Consider the following 18,096-nt stretch of genomic DNA (forward strand, 5'->3'; position numbering starts at 1 on the left):
CTATCTAAAAGGCTCGCACCACAAAATAATATTTGTTCAGGTTTTGCACTAAAATGATTCGTTTTTTTCCCTGTAGCATTCACTCTAGCAAGAAACAAAAGTCATATAAAATCCTTATATTTCAATAACAAAGGCGTTATAGGCGCAAACATTGCATAGATAAAAAGTATTCTAAAATTATATTTGAGCATATTTTTTGTATAGGCAGTCACGATGAGACATTTCACTCTAAAGCAACTCCATTACTTCACCACTACGGTTGAAAAAGAAAGCATCGTTGAAGCATCCAGAAAACTACACATTGCCCAACCTTCTATCTCGACAGCCATAAAAAACCTAGAAAGCTCATTTGGGCAGCAGCTCCTTATCAGACATCACGCTCAAGGTATTTCACTGACGCCAAGTGGCCGTCGCTTTTATGATAAGGCCAAAGAATTACTGCGAGCGTCCTATGAGTTTGAGCAAAATTCATTGGCAGACAGTGACATTATCAGTGGCAAAATATCCATCGGTTGTTTTGAATCCGTCGCACCACTTTACATTCCTAAACTCATCTCAGGCTTTAAAGAAACCTATCCAGGTATAGACATTCAGCTGCATGATGGACAGCAACACGAAGTGATGGCTGGGTTGCATCGTGGGCAATTTGATCTTGCACTTTTATACGATTTAGAAATTGATAATTCGGTACGAAAAGAGCCACTTAACGCGCCTCATAAACCGTATGCTCTATTACCAGAAAACCACCCACTTGCCCTTAAGGAATCCGTCACACTAGAAGAGTTAAGTCAAGAACCAATGATATTGTTGGATGTTATTCCAAGCCGAAATTACTTCTTAAACATCTTTGCTGAAAAAGGCTTGTACCCAAAAGTCGCCTACACTTCCCCATCCATTGAAATGGTGCGCTGTATGGTGGGACAAGGCCAAGGCTTCTCTATCTTGGTCACTCGCCCTTGCAACAAGATGACCTATGACGGAAAACGACTGGAATATGTTGAAATTGAAGACGATATGGAAAGCTCAATGTTGATCATGGCTTACCTGAAAACTGACGAGCCAACCAAACCAGCTAGACTCTTTATGGATTACTGTTTAAACACAGATTTAGAACCTTCTTTCTAAAAAGCACGACTTAAAAGCCGCACCAACATGGCGCAGAGAATCACAGAAAACACCTTTTTCATAGGTGTTTTTTTATAGTATCCCCCCTCATATAAACCCAATAATGCTTAGATATTATTTTCCTATTCAGTTAACACAATTATTGTAATTTACCTGTTTTTTTGACTGCCATAAGCTAACAAGACCTCTAGATATTTTTAAATTAAGAAGGCACGCAAATGACAGTCAATATTAAAGAAGTGGATACTTTAGTCGTAGGTGCAGGACAAGCCGGCATAGCAATGAGCGAACATCTCACTCGTCAAGGCGTTCCTCACCTTGTACTAGAAAAGAATCGAATTGCCGAAGCTTGGCGAACAAATCGGTGGGATTCTCTTGTGGCGAACGGCCCAGCTTGGCACGACCGCTTCCCAAGTATGGAATTCTCAGATGTGGACCAAGACTGCTTCGTACCAAAAGATCAAGTCGCAGACTACTTCAACGACTACGTCAAAAAATTTGAGTTGCCTGTTATAAGCGGTATTGAAGTCTCTAATGTAGAGAAAAACAAAGAAGGCTCTGGTTTCATAGTACAAACCTCTGACGGCGTTTTTCATGCTCAGCATATCGTTTCTGCAACAGGCCCATTTCAATCGCCTGTTATCCCTTCTATCGCAACTGAGGATCACGGCATCCATCAAATGCATTCAGCGGATTACCGCAACCCAGAAGCACTTCCTGAAGGCGCGGTGCTCGTAATAGGCGCTGGCTCTTCTGGCGTACAGATTGCTGATGAGCTATTGCAATCAGGGAAAACGGTTTACCTTTCTGTTGGCCCTCACGATAGACCACCTCGCAGCTATCGTGGCCGTGATTTTGTTTGGTGGTTAGGCGTATTAGGCCTTTGGGACGTTCCAGCTAACGAACCGGGTAAAGAGCATGTCACCATCGCAGTAAGTGGTGCCGAAGGCGGCAAAACCATCGACTTCCGCCAGCTAGCGGAACGAGGCATGAAATTGGTCGGGCGCACTCAGTCTTTCAATCAATCAACCGTCCTCTTTAGCAACGATCTAGCCGACAATATCCGCGCAGGTGATGATAACTACCTATCGCTACTAGATAGAGCTGATGCATACATTGCTGACAATGGTTTGGACCTTCCAGAAGAACCTGAGGCAAGAGAACTATTACCTGACTCTCATTGCATGACGAATCCAACCATTGAACTGGATATGAAAGCCGCAGGCATTCAATCCATTATTTGGGCAACAGGTTACTCAACCGATTATAGCTGGCTCAATGTGGACGCTTTTGATGACAACAATCAACCTAAGCACCACCGCGGTGTATCGAAGCAAACTGGCGTTTATTTCTTAGGTTTGCCATGGCTGTCACGCCGAGGCTCTTCATTCATATGGGGTGTTTGGCACGATGCAAAATACATTGCTGATCAGATCGTCATCCAACGCCAATACAAACAATACAAACAATACACTAGCCCAGCGGCTAAATAGGGGAAGTTATGCCTACTCACACACGTATCAGAATGTTTAACACCAAAGAAACCTACCCAAATCAGTCTCTTGATAACGACCTTTGCCAAGCCGTTGTGGCAGGCAATACGGTGTATGTAAGAGGACAAGTCGGTACCAATTTCGACGGCAAGCTTATTGGTCTTGGCGATCCAGCCGCCCAGGCAGAACAAGCTATGAAGAACGTGAAGCAGCTATTAGAAGAAGCTGGTAGTGACCTGTCTCATATTGTCAAAACAACCACCTATATCACAGATCCTCGTTTTCGTGAGCCAGTGTATCGCGAAGTCGGCCGTTGGCTAAAAGGCGTTTATCCCATTTCAACAGGCTTGGTTGTCGCTGGTTTGGCGCAACCAGAATGGTTGATGGAAATTGACATTATCGCCGTCATTCCAGATGAAAAATAACGAGGAGGTAAGATGACTATTTCTATCACAGCGTATTGTCCTGAAACCGGTCAGTTAGGCATCGCCATCAGCTCTTCCAGCATCGCGGTCGGCGCGCGTTGCCCATGGTTACTAGCCGGTGTTGGTGCGGTATCCAGCCAAAACATTACGCTGCCATCCTTAGGCAGCAAAACCCTTGAATACATGGCGAATGAGCTGTCGCCTGAGGAAGCTCTCAAGAAAGCCTTATCGGAAGATGAGTTTAGCGATTATCGCCAAGTCACTGCGATCAATACCAAAGGGGAAACTGCCTGTTTCAGCGGCGCACAATCCCTTGGGATTTACCATACGGTGGCAGGGAAAAACTGCATTGCCGCGGGTAACATGCTTTCTAAACAGTCGGTGATTGATGCCATGATCAAAGCCTTTGAAGCGTCCTCAGGGGAACTGGGTGATCGGCTTTTATTGGCTCTAAACGCAGGCGCTGAAGCCGGTGGCGAAGCTGGCCCTGTGCATTCAGCGGCTTTGAAAATTGTCGAAAGTTGCTCTTGGCCTCTTGTTGATTTGCGTGTTGATTGGGCAGATGAGCTGCCAATAACTGCTCTGTCAAAGCTGTGGAGCGATTATAAGCCTCAAATGCAAGCCTACGTGACTCGTGCTTTAGACCCTCGCCAAGCACCGAGCTACGGAGTACCGGGAGATGAGTGATTCTCTTGCAGACTTTTCACCGTCCTTGCAGCACATTTTCAAGAAATTGCTGCAATTTGACACGGTGAGTCGACATTCCAATATTGCCTTAATTCGATTCATAGAAAGCTACCTTAATGAGCTAGGCATTGCGTCCCAGCTTATTATGAATGACGAGAAAACCAAGGCGAATTTGTATGCTCGATTAGGCCCAAAAACAGAAGGCGGCATTATGCTTTCTGGGCACACAGACGTTGTGCCTGTGGACGGCCAGAACTGGACAGTTGATCCATTCAAACTCACTGAGTTAGACGGAAAATGCTATGGTCGAGGCAGCGCTGATATGAAAGGCTTTATTGCCTGTGTTCTGGAATCCGTACCACGCTTTAAAGAATCCAATCTACGACTTCCCTTGCATTTGGCCTTTTCCTATGACGAAGAAATAGGCTGCTTAGGCGTCCGATCCTTAATCGAGCACATCCATTCATCACCCGAAAAACCCGCCATGTGCATTGTTGGCGAACCCACGAATATGGAACCCGTTTATGGTCACAAAGGGAAAGTGGCGATGCGCTGCAATGTACATGGTCATCCATGTCACTCTGCTTATGCGCCACAAGGTGTGAATGCGATTGAATACGCCGCCAAATTAGTGAATAAACTGTCTGATTTAGCTGAGCCACTAAAAGAGCATCAAGACGAGCGTTTTGATCCACCTTACAGCACTCTGCAAACTGGCGTCATAAAAGGCGGAACGGCACTCAACATTGTGCCCGAACACTGTCACTTTGACTTAGAAATGCGCTATTTACCGCAAGCGGATCACAGTGCCAGCTTGAACGCATTGCAGGACTACGCGAAAAACACCCTTGAACCAAAGATGCAATCGGTTAACGCCAATACAGGGATTCAATTCGAAGTCTTAGCGTCTTATCCGCCACTGCTTACAGACCCGCAATCGGACTTTGCCCAATGGGTGGCGAACTGGAGCAACAGTCAAAATTTCGGCACCGTAGCCTTTGGCACCGAAGGCGGGTTATTCGACGAAGCCGGCGTCGCCACCATCGTCTGTGGCCCAGGCAGTATGGAGCAAGGCCATAAGCCCGATGAGTTTGTCAGCGTAGAACAACTGAAAAGCTGCCACCACATGCTGGAAAACCTGCGCCACTGGATGAGCGAATAACACCTTAACCTCTCCTGACAGTTTTAAGGAAAGCCAATCACTACGAGGAAGAACACACATGACAGCGAAGAAAAAAGTCGTTTATTACAACATGCCCGGCGACCTGAGCCATGAAGAAAAGCTGCTCAAACAGTGGGGAATAACCGATCTCGAACTGGTACAAGTCAATGGCAATAACCTCCTAGAAGATGTGAAAGAAGCCGACTCTCTAACGCTTGAATACACAGAAGTCAGTGCTGACACCTTGAGAAAACTGCCTAATTTAAAAATCATTGCCCTACAAAGCATTGGTACGAACGAAATAGACATCGACGCGGCAGACAAAGAAGGTATTTACGTCACCAATACGCCAGCCTTTTGCGCTTACGAAGTCGCCAGCCACGCCATGGCATTACTGCTGAATCTCAGCCGCAAAGTACATATTTATAGCAAAAGCGTAAAAGAAGGTGCTTGGGACGCCAGCATTGGCGGTAGTTTGTCTAAACTCAAAGGCAAAAACTGTGGTCTCGTGTCACTCGGCTCCATTCCCCGAGCACTCATTCCTATGTTAAAAGGCTTTGGCATAAATATGTATGTATATTCGTCATCAACGTCGAAAGAAGAAGCCGAACGTTTGGGCATTTCAAAATGCGACTCTTTGGATGAGCTACTCAATATCTCAGACATACTCTCCCTCCACTCACCCCTTCTTCCAAATACACAAGGCATGATCAACGAGCACGCTTTTGCACAGATGAAAGAAGGCGTCATCCTGATCAATACGGCTCGTGGTGAACTCATTGATGAAACCGCATTGATCAAGAATTTAAAATCCAACAAAGTCGCTGCCGCAGGTTTGGATGTACTGGCTGACGAGAAAAAGCCCAATCGCGAACTCATCGCCATGGATAACGTAATAGTCACACCTCATATGGCTTTTTTATCTAAAGAGTCTTTATTAGAAAGTAAAAGGATCTCTCTAGAGCAAGTTGTGACGCGCTTATCCAAAAACCAAACGCCAGAGCATATCGTCAATAAAAACTTCACATTACCCAAACATTAGCAGCCATGAGCGAATAACATTGAGATAGGGCGCCTAAGAAAGCACCTTATTTCAAGATAAAGTGAAAATTCGGTAAAAAACATTGTGCAAGTTACTTTTTAGTAAAGCTCAGTTTATTTATCGTATTCGCCTTTTTCTGTCTTTTTACGTTTGAAAAGTATGTAAGATTTTTGGTTCCGTGTGCTTATTTATTAAGATGCTACATAACGATTTGAGAATTCTGTCCTTATTTTCTCAAAACAGCCTATTTCATGCTTAATTAGCGAAAAACCTGCATATTTAAGCAAATATGCAGGTAAAAGCCTGCGATTCGACAAACACAAGGGAAGCGTCTGAAACGCTATTTCAATCTAATTTTTTTCCTCTAATATGAACTTCATCAGACGGGCACAGCTTACTGGGCTCAATATTAAATAGACATATATAGGAAAATAATCATGAAAAAATTAACAGCAATCACAGCAACTCTTATCACAGCATCTGTTCTATCTACTTCTGCATTCGCTTCTACTGGTGACTCTGCACGTGAAGAATTACGTAATGCTAAAGTTGGCGTTACCGCACTGGCAAACACGCTTGAAAACCTAGGTGCGACAGTTGATGCCAGTGTTGATTTGAATGGCGCGTCTACTTTATCTCAAAAAGAAGCGATTTATGATGCGAAATACTCTGAACTACAAACTCAGTTCAACGAACTAAACGCTCAATAAGCACTGAATAGAGATTCCCCTCTCGATTTAGTATCACTGAAAGCGTCAGATAAGAACCCCAATGTCATCCCCTTCATTGGGGTTCTTTCGTTTGATTGGTAAAGTAGGCTATATAAGATCTACAGCCATTTCTCGATGAGTACCTCATCGAGAAATACGCCCTTCACTCTAGCGTGTTTTTTCGCCGTGCCAACCACCTTAAAACCTTGCTTCAAATACACCGCTAACGCCCGCTCATTATCGCCTCGAACATAAGCAAACAATTTTAAGTAGCCTTTCAACTTAGCGTCTTCAAAAGTCGATTCAAACAACCGCTTCGCCACCCCTCGGCCTCGATAGTCACTATCACAAACGTACCAATAACGCCCACATGATCAAAGGCTTTCGTGTACGATGCGAATGGCTCGATATTTTGGAATCCCACCACCGTGGAATCATCATCCAAAACCGCCACATTAAACACACCACGAGCAGGAAACGCTTCGATAAAAGCACGCTCCTGTACTGTTGTAAACGTCGTGTCCAACACCGTATAACGACCTTCTTCGATAATAGGATTTAACAGATTCGCCACGCCTTCGGCGTCACTTGGTATAACCGCTCTGATATTCAAATGAATGCTCTTTTAAATGAAATGACTGGATTGGACTTTAGTTTAACTAAACATTACTGATGAATAATTATAATTTTCAGGAAGCAAAAAAAGCCACGGACAATACATCATGTAAGATTCGAGCTAATGTCGAAATGATGTATTGCCGTGGCTTTGGTATAGAAAGTTCTATTTTAGATTAGTGACGTTACGCTTTGTTAAAAGCTGGAATCACTTCTTTACCGTATTTGGCGATGATTTCTTCTTCGTCGCCACTGTCTAGGTAGATGTTGAATTGCGTTGTGCCAGCCGCTTCAAGGTCTTTGATTTTGGCAATATGCTCTTCAGGCGTACCTAGAACACAGAAGCTTTTCACGATGTCTTCTGTGATGAAGTCTAGGAATGGGTTATCACTTTGACCGTGTTTCGAGTAGTCGTAGCCTTTACGGTTTTCGATGTAGTCCGTTAAGCTTTTCGGTACTAAGCCAGAATCGGCACCGTATTTTTCAACGATGTCAGCCACGTGGTTACCAACCATCGCTGGGAACCATTTTGTGTGTTCAATGCAGTAATCCATGTCGCCAAAGTACGCTGGTGCCGCCGCTTGAACTTTGAAGTTGGACATATCGCGGCCCGCTTCTTCACCCGCTTTGAGCGACTGATCCGTAAACCATTTAACAAGATCTGGATCGCCAATTTGCAAAATCACACCGTCACCCACTTGACCCGCCGTTGCCAAGGCTTTCGGGCCGTACGCGCCGATCCAAACTGGCAATTCGTAACCTGTCGCCCAAGGCAATTTCACTGGCTCAGGGCATTCGCCATATTCCACTTCTTCACCACGAACCATGGCTTTCACCTTGGTAGTGAATTCAGACAAACGCGCTAAAGTCGCTGGTTTTTTCCCCATCACTCGCATAGACGAGTCACCACGACCAAGACCAATATCGAAACGGCCATTACTTTGATGCGCCAAACTTGCGTATAAGCTGGCAGACAAAGACCAATCTCGAATATTCGGGTTCGTCACACAAGGCCCAAAACGCATGGTTTTCGTATGTTCCATACACATTGCCATGGCAACAAATGACTCACGCCAAAGAATGTGCGAATCGTAAAACCAGCAATAAGTGAAACCCGCTTCTTCCGCCTGACGAACCAAATTTCGTGCGCGGTCTGGGCTAACAAAACCTTTAAACGTGATACCAAATTCCATAATGTGTTCCTCTTGTCATAATATTTTTAATTAGTTTTTTAATTTTTTAAATTTCCAATAACTTTTCACGACGTAGTGAGCGATTAGTGCTCTGGTGGGCAAATACGCACACCCGCATGACTAAACGGCACCTCTTTCGAAATATTCAAACGAATCAAAATAGGCGTCAGCGCTTCAATACAGCGGGCACTTTCTGCCAACCCTGCGTTGTAGGCTTTGGTGCCCATCAGTTCGATAAGCGCCATGACTTTCTTCTTCGCGGCAAGGTCATTACCGCACACTAAAATGTCGCAATTAATCGCGCGGGAAAGGTCGTTCAGGGTGACGGCAGAGACGTTATGCAAGGCGCCAACCACAGGAATGCTTTCGCCCAGTAAGGCTTGCGCGGCTTCGGTTACAGAACCTTCTTTTGGCATTTCAACAGCTTTTGGATTGCCCGGCGCTAATGGCACAACAATGTCCACCAACACTTTATCTGTGAGCAAAGGCGCTAGAGCGGTCAATGTTGCGTCGTGGCCGCTGTAAGGCACGGAAAGGATTACTAATTCGCCTGCGGCTTTGGTGGCGTCTTCCATCGACAAACCAGTTATGTCTGCTTTACAGTCTTTTTCTGCCAATAAAGTGACCAGTTCTTTCGCTGTTTCTGCTGCTTTCGTTGCATCACGAGAGCCCAAAACGACACTGACCCCAGCCAACGCCAGACGCAATGCGAGGCCTTTACCTTGCGGGCCTGTACCGCCAATAATTGCTACTTTACTCATACATTCCTCTTTCTTTTTATCGAATATCAATGTGTTAAATCGGGTTATTTATTTGTGCTCTTAACCATGATTTATCGGAATAAATCCTCGTTATGGGCGCGCATTAAATCTTTGCTTGAGCTGTCGGTTCTCGGCCAATCCAAACCACGGAAAACAATCACAGGTGACTTGGCGCTTTTCTCCATGAGTAAGCCAGATGCGGCAGCGAGTTCGTCCGCAAAAGCCGGTGCGGTAACACTAAGCGGACGACCAAACGCGTCTTCTTCCCCCAACATGTGCATCACGCCCGGCACATTCGCCAAGCCAATCGCCACGTTGGTTTGGCCTAATCGCCAAGGTCGACCAAAGGTATCGCTGATGATGACACCCAGCTCACAGCCAAAGTGTTTTTCTAAAGCAAGACAGATTTCGCGGGCGCTTTTGTCTGGGTCTTCTGGCAGTAAAATCAATTGCCCCGGATGATCTGCGTTTGACTCATCGACCGCAGCATTGGCGCAGATGTAACCGTGTTTGTGTTCAGCAATCAGAACGCCTTCGTCTTGATCTGGACGTTTCATGGCGCGTACCACACGGCTTGATTGAGAAAGAATCACTTCGACCTTTCGCGGGTCTTTATTCACCGTTTTGGCCAATTCAATGGCTTCTTCGCTTGGCGTGACGTCTTCTAAATACGCGCACGCGCCTTCGCTTTTAGATACCACCTTGTGAGCAATGACTAAAATATCGCCGGCTACCAAGGTTTGTTTTTGAGAGATAAAAGTATCAATAATTTTCTGCGCTAAATCGTCGCCTTGTTGAAAATCTGGCAAACCCATTAGGCGAAACATACTCATAGAATCAGGCATATTGATGTTCCTTAACGGGTGATATAAAACACGATTTCCATGCATTGAAACGTTCTGGTGCTTGTATGACCGCTTGTTTCAAGTCATCACTTTGGTCGATGTCTAACGCCAAATCAGTGAAGTTCAATGAACGACAGCTCAAGCCGTTTTCAAATGCATTGCCTTTATGAAGTCTCGCGGACTGATGGCCATATTCAAATTCAATGGCGTCTGGCGGAGATGTCAGCAAGGCGTTTGTGCCGCCGTCTTTTGCCACTGCAATCACCACTTCCGCGTCATCCGCGACCGCGATTAATGCTTGGATTTCATCTGGATTCAGTACGGCAATGTCACCGGGAATAATCAATTGGCTGTCATAACCAGACTGTTTCACCCAATCACAGGCAAACGTGAGTGCACCGTTTAAGCCGCTCTCGCCATCATCAAATAACGTATTGGCGCCATAAGATTGGGCAAGCCCCAAAACCTCTAATGACTCACTGACCACCAACACATCCAACCTAGGAAAATGTGTTTGAAAAAACGCCAAGGTGTTTTGAAAAAGACTCAACGATAAGCTTTCGCGAGCTTCGTCCGTCATGCTGTGAGCAAGACGCTGTTTGGAACGTTGTGGGGATTTCATAGGAATCACCACACACAACTTTTCTTCTAAAAAGGGCATTACTTTTTTCCTCCCTTAGAACGCTGGCTCAAAGCAAATTGAACGACGCTGGATAACAAGTCTGATTTTTCTTCTGTGGTCTTCATTAAGGTGGGCGTGACCAAAACGTCTAGGCCTTTTTGCTCTAACCCAATCACTTCATCTTGATCCACAGTATCGATAACTAAAGCATTCAGAAAGGAGGCATAACATGCATAGATACCGTTTGAATCGATGCTTTTACCTGCACTTTCGAGCATTTTGTCGGCAGGTCCTTTAATGGTTTTTCCACCAATAAGTGGCGACACAGCGATGACATAAGCCCCACTGCTTTCAATGGCGTGTTGAATTTCTGACACCGCGAGAATCGCACCGATGCTGACGATCGGGTTACTTGGCGCAATGACAATCACATCGCTGTTGGCTATTTGCTCCAGAGCGGCTGGCGCTGCACTCGCCTTAGTAGCGCCTTTGTACTCAACGTCTAACACATCTGGTTTGCAGTGTTCACGGACAAAGAACTCTTGAAATGACAACCAGCCTGTTGGCGTTTTGACTCGGGTTTGCACCACATCGTCAGTCGGTAACAAAATCGGCATAGTCACGCCATGACGCTTTGCTAAACGATGAGTAATCTCGCTGGCGCTGACGCCCTTGGCTTTTTGGCTAGTGCGATAAATATGCGTCGCTAAGTCCAAATCTCCTAGCGTCATCCAAGTGTCTTGGCCTAATGCACTCAATTCTTTTAACACTTGGTGGGTTTCGTTTTTGCGTCCCCAGCCTTGTACTCGGTCAATTTGATCACCGAGGGAATAGATCAAGGTATCGATGTCTGGCGACACCCACAAACCATGAAACTCATCATCGTCGGCAATGTTGCCAATGATGCTGGTCGCACTGGCGTATTGGCTCGCCGCCAAGCCTTCCGCGGCTTTTGCGCCACCGACGCCGCCCGCTAACAGGGTGATTTTTAATTCAGACGCGCTGCTCATTAGGCAACGCCTTGAATAGCAATGCGATTAGCGTCGATAGACGGGCTCGCTTGATGAAAAACACGTGGTGCGTCTTCGAAGGTTTTGACCACACCGTATTTGGTGTCCCGTTGAACGGCGGTTAACCCTGCACTTTGAATGTTCGCCACCATGTCTTCAGGAAAGACTTCTTGTCCGTGGGTGGCGCCAGCGGCTCTTGAAATACTTTCGTTCATCAAGGTGCCTCCCAGATCATTCGCGCCAGATTGCAACATTTTGGTCGCCACTTCTGGGCCCATTTTCACCCAAGACGCTTGAATGTTATCGATGTGACCTTGCAACATAAGTCGCGCAATGGCGTGCATTTTAAAATGCTCGTCTTGGGTTGGCCCAGTACGAACCTTGTCAGGGTTGTCGTTGTACAAGCGGGTTTCATAATGAATAAAACCAAGCGGAACAAACTCCGTAAAACCGCCAGTTTCTTTTTGAATATCACGCAATAATTTAAGATGATTTGCCCAATGAATCGGCTGATCCACATGACCGTACATAATGGTCGAAGTCGTCGGTACGCCAACCGAATGGGCGGCTTTGATAATGCGAACCCACTCTTCTGTGGTGAGCTTGTTCTTGGTCAATTGCTTACGAACTTCTGTGTCTAGAATCTCTGCGGCGGTGCCCGGCATGGAACCTAAACCCAGCGCCTTCAATTCAGACAAAAACACTTCTGGCTCCAATTTGGCTTTCTTGCAGCCGTACCAAATTTCAAACGGTGAAAAGGCATGAATGTGAATGTCTGGCACGCGCTTTTTCACCGCGATAACCAGTTCTCGGTAATAATTCGCGTCGATGTCTGGATGCAAACCACCTTGAATACACACTTCGGTGGCACCGCGATTCCACGCTTCTTCCGCTCTGTCTGCGACTTGTTCTACGCTCAGAAATTCCGCTTCTTTATCGCCTTTTTCTTTGGCGAAATTACAGAAGCGACATCCCATATAACACACGTTGGTAAAGTTGATATTGCGTGTAATAACAAAGGTTCCTGTGTCGCCAACACGTTTTTCACGCACCTTATCTGCGGTATTTAAAACCGCTTGCGCATCTTCCCCCTGTGTCGCAAAAAGCACACAAGCCTCTTCCACATTTAACTCTTCACCTAGAAGAGATTTTTCTAAAATGTCACGAACGGCTGGTGTAATCTGATCGTTAAATAAAAGCGGATTCGGTGATTTCTCTGTGGTTACGTTCGATAAAATCATGCGATGGCTCCTCTTACATGAGCAGCACAACCCACCAGTGACGCCGCTCTTTGTATTAAATTAGGGGTTAGGTATTTATCGTTTTGATCTTGAAAACGAGAATAAATCGTCAGACGCTCGCCCAACGAATAACCCAAACCTTCACAAGCGGTCGCCACACTATTGATTTGCGGCCATGCGCGTTCTGGGTTGATAAAGTCTTTGGTGAGCGGTGAGATGCCACCGAAATCATTGATGCCGGCGTTGATGTAACTGCCATATTCAATTTCTAAATTCGGTGGTGCTTGTATGCTGATTTCTTCAGGAAGGATCAATCGAGCCACAGCAATTGTGCGCTTCATGTCGTCTAAGTCAGGTTCTTGGCAACCTTCCATTGCGGTACCGTCTTTAGCACGAAAGTTTTGGACAATGACTTCTTGAATGTGTCCGTAAGTAAGATGGCGATCTCGAATCGCCACCAAACTGCGAACTCGATCTTCCCAGCTTTCACCAATACCGATCAAAATACCCGTGGTGAAAGCGATGTCGAGTTTGCCTGCTTGTTCTATCGTATCGAGTCGGCGTTTCGGCGTTTTATCTGGGCAAGCGTAATGGGCTTGGCCCCGTTTTAATAAATCGGTGGAGACATTTTCCAGCATCATTCCCATGCTAGCAGCGACGGGTTTGAGTTTTTTCAACTCGTCATAAGACAAAGCGCCAGCATTCACATGAGGCAATAAACTGGTATTAGTTAATACGTTTTCACATTGATCATGAAGGTAATCTAAGGTGTTTTCATAACCGAGGTTGGCCAGTAAATCACGGGCTTTTTGATGACGCTCTTCTGGTCGCTCTCCCAAGCTAAACAAGGCTTCTTTGCAATCCAAAGCTTGGCCTTCTCGTGCGGTTTTCAACACTTGTTCCGGTGTCATGTAATTAGAGTGAATCGAATCTGGCGATTGCACAAAGGTGCAGTAGCCACAGGAATCACGACACATATTGGTTAAAGGAATAAAGACCTTTTTAGAATAAGTAAGCTTCTTTCCCCAGTAGCTATTACGAATCTGGGCAGCTTGTTGGCAGAGTGCATACAAGTCTGGCCCAGTGGCAAACTCATAAGATATGGCTTCAGATATTGAGATCATATTCACTCCGCGATGTGATGATTAATTAACTTTTTTACCATTTGGTATAAAAATTAATAGCAATCATTTGAACGAGAGTAAATCGTTTTTTTTAGTGCAAATCGCGCACTAAAACGGCACTTTGTGCGTAAAGTTTAGTTAAGTAAAAAGTTAACCAAAAGGTTAAGATCATGAAAAACTGCACTTTTTCTCCACATTCAAAGTTCAAAAGTGTGTCGAAAAAAAACCGAACACACGGAAAAATGAAACAGGAAAAAAAATTATTCCTTTGTTTTGGCACCAATAGCGCGCATAACAAAATCTGTCACTGCGATTTCCGCTCTTTCAAAGTCTTCTGCTTCCAAACGAGGCTTACCTAACAGTACTTCCATTTGCACAGAAAAATCAGCGTACGTTTGCGTCGCTGCCCAGATCGTAAAGAACAAATGTTCAGGGTCAATATTTTCCACCAAACCTTCGTCTATCCACGTTTTGACGAGAATCACATCGCGATCAAACTGAGGCTTCAAATGGCTAACAAGGTATTCTTTAAGCATTGGCGCGCCGCTGATAATTTCGTGAGCAAAGACTTTCGAACCATTTGGGTATAAGCGAGAAAGTTGCATTTTTTCACGAACGTAACGACGAATAATCACTTCCGGTGTATCTTGATGATCCGCACCGTTTTTTTCTAGGAAAGAAAGCTTTTCAATCCATACATCAAGCATTTCAGTCAGCACTCGTTTATAAAGTAACTCTTTGTTTTTAAAGTAATAAATTAAATTTTGTTTGGAAATATTAGCGGCCACAGCTATCGCTTCCATCGATGATCCGCTGTAACCTTTTTCTGCAAACAATACTTCCGCTGCGCGCAAGATTCGAGACTCCAATTCTTCTCGATTAATGGATTGTCTCGTCCGTTTCGCTGTTTTCACTGTCGCCATGAGCTTCGCCTTAAAAAATTATTCATTGGTTTTTAATAAACACACAAACCATTGTTTTATATATAAAATTCTTAAAATTTATGAATCCAAAATAACATAATAACCGTCCGTTAACGACGCTTTCATGGTGCTAGCCTAACAAACTTGGCCTACTTATTGCTGAATCGAAGCCATTGATGCAAATATTTTTTTACCATCATTTTTTACCTTTTGGTAAGTCTTTTTCTCTCACCTCTTTATATAGGTGCGTCACTGAACAGGAGCAAAACCATGCAAGACCTTCGTATCAACGAGCAGCGACTTTGGGACACGTTAATGGAAATGGGCGAAATCGGCGGCACAGAAAAAGGCGGCTGTAATCGTCTTGCAGGCACCGATTTGGATAAGCAGTCCCGTGACCTCTTCGTATCTTGGTGTAAAGCCTGCGGCTGTGATGTGGAAGTCGATAAGATAGGCAATATTTTTGCGCGTCGCCCTGGAAAAAACAATGATTTACCTGCGGTTGGCACAGGCAGTCATTTGGATACACAACCAACAGGCGGTAAGTTTGACGGCGTATTCGGCGTGCTGTCTGGCGTCGAAGTCTTGCGCACATTGCATGACAACAACATAGAAACCCCAACCCCAATGGAGTTTTCCGTCTGGACGAACGAAGAAGGCTCTCGCTTTCAACCTGCCATGCAAGGTTCAGGAACATACGTTGGTCGCTTCGATCTAGAAACCGAATTAAACAAAACCGATGTGAACGGTATCCGCCTTGGCGACGAGTTGGAACGCATTGGTTATCTTGGCGATATGGAATTAGGCAGCCGCAACATGGGCGCATTTTTTGAAGCGCACATAGAGCAAGGCCCTATTTTAGAAGACGAAGAAAAATCCATCGGTATCGTACGTTTGGGCCAAGGCATTCGTTGGTACAACGTGGAAGTGGTTGGTCGCCCTTCTCACTCGGGCACAACGCCAATGCATTTGCGTAAAGATGCCATGTTCGCCGCGTCGGCCATCGTCACAGAAATGAACGCCATCGCACTTCGTCACGAAAATGGTTTAGGCACCGTAGGCTTTATGCAGGTTTGGCCAAACTCACGCAACACGATTCCAGGTAATGTGAAGTTCAGCGCCGATCTACGTAATCCTCGCCCAGATGTTCTATTAACCATGCACGAAGAGCTCACTGCATTTTGTGAAAAAATCGCTAAAGAGCATGATGTAGAAGTCAATCTCGATCCTTTTTGGTATTTCGCGCCAGTGGAATTCAACGCCTCAGACGATGTGAAAGCCGCCACAGAAAAATTGGGTTACAGCCACATGGACATTTACGCGGGTGCAGGTCACGACGCGTGTTACATGGCGGACTTAGTCCCAACAGGGATGATTTTCACGCCTTGTTTAAACGGCATTAGCCATAACGAAGCGGAATACAGCTCACCAGAAGAATGTGCCGCTGGCGCGAACGTACTGCTGCACACCATGCTCGAAGCCAGTGAACGTATTGCAAAGGAACAAGGTTAAAAAATCACACTGAGAAAAAAATAATCAGTGAATCAAAAATAGAAAAAGGGGAACAATATGACCAGTAAGTCTATTCAACAAGGTGAGTTTTATGAACTGGAGGTCGATTCCGATCTCCAACAAAGCTCAGCGTATAATGACGATTTAGCACCAACAAAAATCAAAGACAGAACGTGGAATAAATGGAACATTGCGGCGTTATGGGTCGGTATGTCTATCTGTGTGCCAACCTATACGTTAGGTGGTGTACTTACCGCTTACTTTGGATTATCGGTTACTGAGGCCTTATTAACGATCCTGATTGCCAATGTCATCTTGCTGGTTCCACTGACATTGAACGCCTACCCAGGCACAAAATTCGGCGTGCCTTTCCCTGTGTTACTGCGCTCTTCATTCGGTATTGTTGGGTCAAACATTCCCTGCTTGATTCGTGGCTTTGTCGCGTGTGGCTGGTTCGGTATTCAAACCATGTTTGGTGGCTTGGCGATTCACTTGCTCTTATCGGCCATATCAGATGGCTGGGCAAGTTTGGGCGGCGTCGGTGAAGTGATTGGCTTCTTCTTATTCTGGGTATTGCAAATGGTTGTCGTCATCCGTGGTGCGGAATCCATTAAATGGCTAGAAACGCTTTCCGCTCCTCTTTTATTGATTGTCGGTCTTGGTTTGATGTTTTGGGCTGGCGGTAAAATTTCTGTGTCAGAAGTTCTGTCTATTCCTGCAAATCGTCCTGCTGATGCTGGTTTTATGGGTTACTTCTTTGGTGGCTTAACGGCCATGGTAGGTTTCTGGGCGACTTTGTCTTTGAACATTCCTGATTTCAGCCGTTACGCAAAATCTCAGAAAGACCAAGTGGTTGGTCAAATCATTGGCTTACCAATCACGATGTTTTTCTTCGCGGCACTGGGCGTGGTATTAACAGCGGCTTCGACCACATTAGTTGGCGAAACCATTTCCGATCCTATTTCGTTGATCGGCAAAATCGACAGCCCATTTTTAGTCGCTATCGCTATGGTGTTGATCATCATCGCAACAATTTCTACTAACACAGCGGCGAACATTGTGTCTCCGACCAATGACTTCCAAAACATCGCGCCAAAATACATCAACCATACTCGTGGCGTATTGTTAACTGGCCTTGTTGGTATTCTTTTAATGGGTTGGGAATTGTTGAAAAAAATGGGCTGGATCGAATCTGACGTCAGTGTGGAAAGCATGTATTCCAACTGGTTGTTAGGTTACTCAAGCTTATTGGGGCCAATCGCTGGCATCATGATTGTCGATTACTTTGTGACAAAAAGTCAGCATTTGGATTTGGTGTCTTTGTACAAACCAAACGGTTTATACCCAGCCTTCAACAGCGCAGGCCTTATCGCTTTCGCCACACCTGTTGTGATCACCATTCTTGCTTTGAACATTTCAGCGCTTAGCTGGTTCTATAGCTACGGTTGGTTCACAGGCGCATTTACAGGTGCCTTGGTTTACTTCTTATTAACTAAGTCTAAAGCCTAGGCAAGTAACGCCTCAGCTTAATATCAAACGTTACCTCAGTTGGCGGTGTCTTCCGCGCCGCCAGCTTTTTTATTTTTTCTAACTTTATTTTTTTTAC

The 18,096-nt window shown here is 45.2% G+C and carries 19 protein-coding genes; 9 read left to right on the top strand and 10 right to left on the bottom strand.

Features of this window, described 5'->3' with window-relative positions:
* Positions 1-213 precede the first annotated feature (213 nt).
* The 7 genes from ABFY09_RS09950 to ABFY09_RS09980 all read left to right on the top strand — a co-directional run bounded on the left by ABFY09_RS09950 (position 214) and on the right by ABFY09_RS09980 (position 6,644).
* Positions 214-1,125 carry a LysR family transcriptional regulator gene (locus ABFY09_RS09950; protein ID WP_347984165.1) on the top strand — a complete coding sequence of 304 codons (912 nt, stop codon included), beginning with the start codon at positions 214-216 and terminating at the stop codon, positions 1,123-1,125.
* A gap of 218 nt (positions 1,126-1,343) precedes the next feature.
* The gene (locus ABFY09_RS09955) at positions 1,344-2,618 is read left to right on the top strand and encodes an NAD(P)/FAD-dependent oxidoreductase (RefSeq protein WP_347984166.1); all 1,275 of its coding nucleotides are present in this window, start codon (positions 1,344-1,346) and stop codon (positions 2,616-2,618) included.
* 8 nt (positions 2,619-2,626) lie between these two features.
* Entirely contained in the window at positions 2,627-3,043 is a 417-nt protein-coding gene (locus tag ABFY09_RS09960) for a RidA family protein (RefSeq protein ID WP_347984167.1), read from the top strand.
* Positions 3,044-3,055: 12 nt separating this feature from the next.
* Positions 3,056-3,730, top strand: a complete 675-nt coding sequence (locus tag ABFY09_RS09965; RefSeq protein WP_347984168.1) for a DUF1028 domain-containing protein — start codon at positions 3,056-3,058, stop codon at positions 3,728-3,730.
* Positions 3,723-4,892 (top strand): acetylornithine deacetylase, encoded by a 1,170-nt coding sequence (gene argE, locus ABFY09_RS09970; protein ID WP_347984169.1) that lies wholly within the window; start codon positions 3,723-3,725, stop codon positions 4,890-4,892. Before ABFY09_RS09965 ends, argE begins: the two co-directional genes overlap by 8 nt.
* 58 nt (positions 4,893-4,950) lie before the next feature.
* Positions 4,951-5,934: a C-terminal binding protein gene (locus ABFY09_RS09975; protein ID WP_347984170.1), complete on the top strand. Its 984-nt coding sequence runs from the start codon at positions 4,951-4,953 to the stop codon at positions 5,932-5,934.
* A 437-nt stretch (positions 5,935-6,371) separates the two neighbouring features.
* Positions 6,372-6,644, top strand: coding sequence for a hypothetical protein (locus ABFY09_RS09980; protein WP_347984171.1), 273 nt, complete (start codon positions 6,372-6,374; stop codon positions 6,642-6,644).
* A 119-nt stretch (positions 6,645-6,763) separates the two neighbouring features.
* On the opposite strand, the gene ABFY09_RS09985 is transcribed toward ABFY09_RS09980, so the two are convergent.
* The 10 genes from ABFY09_RS09985 to ABFY09_RS10030 form a co-directional block, all read right to left on the bottom strand.
* Positions 6,764-6,955 carry a GNAT family protein gene (locus tag ABFY09_RS09985; protein ID WP_347984172.1) on the bottom strand — a complete coding sequence of 64 codons (192 nt, stop codon included), beginning with the start codon at positions 6,953-6,955 and terminating at the stop codon, positions 6,764-6,766.
* Positions 6,922-7,257: a hypothetical protein gene (locus ABFY09_RS09990; RefSeq protein ID WP_347984173.1), complete on the bottom strand. Its 336-nt coding sequence runs from the start codon at positions 7,255-7,257 to the stop codon at positions 6,922-6,924. The genes ABFY09_RS09985 and ABFY09_RS09990 overlap by 34 nt, the downstream gene beginning before the upstream one ends.
* Before the next feature lie 187 nt (positions 7,258-7,444).
* The gene (locus ABFY09_RS09995) at positions 7,445-8,452 is read right to left on the bottom strand and encodes a TIGR03842 family LLM class F420-dependent oxidoreductase (protein WP_347984174.1); all 1,008 of its coding nucleotides are present in this window, start codon (positions 8,450-8,452) and stop codon (positions 7,445-7,447) included.
* 83 nt (positions 8,453-8,535) lie between these two features.
* A complete protein-coding gene (npdG, locus tag ABFY09_RS10000) occupies positions 8,536-9,213 on the bottom strand; it encodes an NADPH-dependent F420 reductase (RefSeq protein ID WP_347984175.1) in 678 nt (225 codons plus the stop codon).
* A gap of 71 nt (positions 9,214-9,284) precedes the next feature.
* A complete protein-coding gene (gene cofE / locus ABFY09_RS10005) occupies positions 9,285-10,058 on the bottom strand; it encodes a coenzyme F420-0:L-glutamate ligase (protein WP_347984176.1) in 774 nt (257 codons plus the stop codon).
* On the bottom strand, positions 10,051-10,719 hold the full coding sequence (gene cofC / locus ABFY09_RS10010; protein WP_347984177.1) for a 2-phospho-L-lactate guanylyltransferase: 669 nt from the start codon (positions 10,717-10,719) through the stop codon (positions 10,051-10,053). The genes cofE and cofC overlap by 8 nt, the downstream gene beginning before the upstream one ends.
* Positions 10,719-11,690, bottom strand: a complete 972-nt coding sequence (gene cofD, locus ABFY09_RS10015) for a 2-phospho-L-lactate transferase (protein ID WP_347984178.1) — start codon at positions 11,688-11,690, stop codon at positions 10,719-10,721. The genes cofC and cofD overlap by 1 nt, the downstream gene beginning before the upstream one ends.
* Positions 11,690-12,931, bottom strand: a complete 1,242-nt coding sequence (gene cofH, locus ABFY09_RS10020) for a 5-amino-6-(D-ribitylamino)uracil--L-tyrosine 4-hydroxyphenyl transferase CofH (RefSeq protein WP_347984179.1) — start codon at positions 12,929-12,931, stop codon at positions 11,690-11,692. The genes cofD and cofH overlap by 1 nt, the downstream gene beginning before the upstream one ends.
* On the bottom strand, positions 12,928-14,055 hold the full coding sequence (gene cofG, locus ABFY09_RS10025) for a 7,8-didemethyl-8-hydroxy-5-deazariboflavin synthase CofG (protein ID WP_347984180.1): 1,128 nt from the start codon (positions 14,053-14,055) through the stop codon (positions 12,928-12,930). The genes cofH and cofG overlap by 4 nt, the downstream gene beginning before the upstream one ends.
* Before the next feature lie 260 nt (positions 14,056-14,315).
* Positions 14,316-14,978 carry a TetR/AcrR family transcriptional regulator gene (locus ABFY09_RS10030; RefSeq protein WP_347984181.1) on the bottom strand — a complete coding sequence of 221 codons (663 nt, stop codon included), beginning with the start codon at positions 14,976-14,978 and terminating at the stop codon, positions 14,316-14,318.
* A 270-nt stretch (positions 14,979-15,248) separates the two neighbouring features.
* Between ABFY09_RS10030 and ABFY09_RS10035 the strand changes: the two genes are divergently transcribed.
* Positions 15,249-16,490, top strand: a complete 1,242-nt coding sequence (locus tag ABFY09_RS10035) for a Zn-dependent hydrolase (protein WP_347984182.1) — start codon at positions 15,249-15,251, stop codon at positions 16,488-16,490.
* Between the two features lie 57 nt (positions 16,491-16,547).
* On the top strand, positions 16,548-17,999 hold the full coding sequence (locus ABFY09_RS10040) for an NCS1 family nucleobase:cation symporter-1 (RefSeq protein WP_347984183.1): 1,452 nt from the start codon (positions 16,548-16,550) through the stop codon (positions 17,997-17,999).
* Positions 18,000-18,096 lie beyond the last annotated feature (97 nt).

The organism is Marinomonas sp. 5E14-1 (assembly GCF_039939215.1).
In the GTDB taxonomy this organism is placed as follows: Bacteria; Pseudomonadota; Gammaproteobacteria; order Pseudomonadales; family Marinomonadaceae; genus Marinomonas.

What these genes read in the sequence shown, in the direction of transcription:
- ABFY09_RS09950 (WP_347984165.1), top strand. Translation starts at nt 214, where the DNA reads ATGAGACATTTCACTCTAAAGCAACTCCATTACTTCACCACTACGGTT.
- cofC (WP_347984177.1), bottom strand. Translation starts at nt 10,719, where the DNA reads ATGCCCTTTTTAGAAGAAAAGTTGTGTGTGGTGATTCCTATGAAATCC.
- ABFY09_RS09960 (WP_347984167.1), top strand. Translation starts at nt 2,627, where the DNA reads ATGCCTACTCACACACGTATCAGAATGTTTAACACCAAAGAAACCTAC.
- ABFY09_RS09955 (WP_347984166.1), top strand. Translation starts at nt 1,344, where the DNA reads ATGACAGTCAATATTAAAGAAGTGGATACTTTAGTCGTAGGTGCAGGA.
- cofG (WP_347984180.1), bottom strand. Translation starts at nt 14,055, where the DNA reads ATGATCTCAATATCTGAAGCCATATCTTATGAGTTTGCCACTGGGCCA.
- ABFY09_RS09965 (WP_347984168.1), top strand. Translation starts at nt 3,056, where the DNA reads ATGACTATTTCTATCACAGCGTATTGTCCTGAAACCGGTCAGTTAGGC.
- cofD (WP_347984178.1), bottom strand. Translation starts at nt 11,690, where the DNA reads ATGAGCAGCGCGTCTGAATTAAAAATCACCCTGTTAGCGGGCGGCGTC.
- npdG (WP_347984175.1), bottom strand. Translation starts at nt 9,213, where the DNA reads ATGAGTAAAGTAGCAATTATTGGCGGTACAGGCCCGCAAGGTAAAGGC.
- ABFY09_RS09975 (WP_347984170.1), top strand. Translation starts at nt 4,951, where the DNA reads ATGACAGCGAAGAAAAAAGTCGTTTATTACAACATGCCCGGCGACCTG.
- ABFY09_RS09980 (WP_347984171.1), top strand. Translation starts at nt 6,372, where the DNA reads ATGAAAAAATTAACAGCAATCACAGCAACTCTTATCACAGCATCTGTT.
- ABFY09_RS09995 (WP_347984174.1), bottom strand. Translation starts at nt 8,452, where the DNA reads ATGGAATTTGGTATCACGTTTAAAGGTTTTGTTAGCCCAGACCGCGCA.
- ABFY09_RS10030 (WP_347984181.1), bottom strand. Translation starts at nt 14,978, where the DNA reads ATGGCGACAGTGAAAACAGCGAAACGGACGAGACAATCCATTAATCGA.
- ABFY09_RS10040 (WP_347984183.1), top strand. Translation starts at nt 16,548, where the DNA reads ATGACCAGTAAGTCTATTCAACAAGGTGAGTTTTATGAACTGGAGGTC.
- cofH (WP_347984179.1), bottom strand. Translation starts at nt 12,931, where the DNA reads ATGATTTTATCGAACGTAACCACAGAGAAATCACCGAATCCGCTTTTA.
- argE (WP_347984169.1), top strand. Translation starts at nt 3,723, where the DNA reads ATGAGTGATTCTCTTGCAGACTTTTCACCGTCCTTGCAGCACATTTTC.
- cofE (WP_347984176.1), bottom strand. Translation starts at nt 10,058, where the DNA reads ATGCCTGATTCTATGAGTATGTTTCGCCTAATGGGTTTGCCAGATTTT.
- ABFY09_RS10035 (WP_347984182.1), top strand. Translation starts at nt 15,249, where the DNA reads ATGCAAGACCTTCGTATCAACGAGCAGCGACTTTGGGACACGTTAATG.